Genomic DNA, 1,409 nt, shown 5'->3' on the forward strand with positions numbered 1-1,409 from the left:
GCGCCTCCATCACCGGGGGGGCGAAGGTCGCAAGGGTACGCGGGGTCGTCATCGGTCGCTCTCCAGTCGATAGGGCGGGAGCCTCCGGCGGGAGTATTTGGGAAAGGGTGAAGCACAGGTTTGTTTCACGCCTATGCTTGGCCTCCCAGTTGCCGGGGCGGGGCGGTCAGTCCTTGCCGCGGTAAGGCTCGACATATTGCAGGGCCATGTCCCATGGAAAGAAGATCCATGTGTCCTGGCTGACCTCGGTGATGAAGGTATCGACCTGCGGGCGGCCCTTGGGTTTGGCATAGACAGTGGCGAAATGCGCCTTGGGGTACATCGCGCGCACCACTTCCAGCGTTTTGCCGGAATCCACCAGATCGTCGATGATAAGGATGCCTGTTCCGTCGCCCATCAGGTCGGCGTCGGGGGATTTCAGCACCTTCGCCTCGGATTGTTCTTGATGATCGTAGGATTTGATCGAGATCGTGTCGACGGTGCGGATGTCCAGCTCCCGCGCGGCGATCATCGCGGGCGCCATGCCGCCCCGGGTAATCGCCACCACGGCACGCCACGCCCCGTTGTCGGGGCCTTCGCCGTCCAGCCGCCACGCGAGGGCGCGGCTGTCCCGGTGGATCTGGTCCCATGAAATATGGAACCCCTTTTCATGCGGCAGGCGGTGGTCGGGCATCTTATTTCTCCAGCAGCAGTCGCAGACCGAGGCCCGCCAGCAGGGTGGCGGCGATCCGGTCGAGGACGGGTTTGAGGCTCAGGTAGCGGCGGCGCGCGACGGGCGCCCCCAGCACCATGGCGAGCAGGGTGTAGAACAGCACTTCGAGAACGAGGTGGTTGAGTGCGACGAAGGCGATCTCGGCCCCCGACAGCGCCTGGGGGAAGACGACGACGATCACCGCCGCCGCGAAAAGCATGGATTTCGGATTGCCGAGGTTCACGATGAGCCCGGCCATCAGGGTGTGCCGCGTGGCCCCCGCCGCCTGTCCAAGGGGCGCGCGCGCATGACGCCACGTGGCATAGGCGATCCAGAGAAGATAAAGTGCGCCGCCGATTTTCAGCGCGCCGTAAGCCCAAGGAAAGAGGGTAAATATACCTTCCAGCCCGAGCAGGGCCGCCAGCGTCCAGAATGCCGCCGCAAGCCCGAGGCCAAGGCCCGTCAGCATCCCGGCGCGGCGTCCGGCCATCACGGTGGTGCGCATGCAGAAAAGCAGTGCAGCACCGGGGCTGGCCAGTGCTGCCAACAGCACGAGGTTGAAGGCGATCAGGCTGTCTGCGGTCATTCCTTGACCATGTCGGGGGCGTCGACGGCTTTCATCCCCACGATGTGATAGCCCGAATCCACATGCAGGTTTTCCCCCGTGGTGCCGCTGCCGAGGTCGGACAGCAGATAGAGCGCGGCCTTGCCGACATCG

General features: G+C 64.5%; 3 protein-coding genes. All 3 read right to left on the reverse strand.

Annotation, left to right across the window (positions count from 1 at the left end):
- Positions 1-166: 166 nt before the first annotated feature.
- Complete coding sequence (gpt, locus tag A3764_RS15710) at positions 167-673, reverse strand: xanthine phosphoribosyltransferase (protein WP_067922860.1); 507 nt, start codon at positions 671-673, stop codon at positions 167-169.
- A gap of 1 nt (position 674) precedes the next feature.
- The gene (locus tag A3764_RS15715) at positions 675-1,277 is read right to left on the reverse strand and encodes a LysE family translocator (protein WP_067922862.1); all 603 of its coding nucleotides are present in this window, start codon (positions 1,275-1,277) and stop codon (positions 675-677) included.
- Positions 1,274-1,409, reverse strand: a 136-nt coding sequence (locus A3764_RS24145) for an SDR family oxidoreductase (RefSeq protein WP_150122225.1), incomplete at its 5' end; no start/stop codon positions are given. The genes A3764_RS15715 and A3764_RS24145, both read right to left, overlap by 4 nt.

Origin of the sequence: Sulfitobacter sp. HI0129 (assembly GCF_001635395.1) — a bacterium.
Taxonomy (GTDB): domain Bacteria; phylum Pseudomonadota; class Alphaproteobacteria; order Rhodobacterales; family Rhodobacteraceae; genus Sulfitobacter.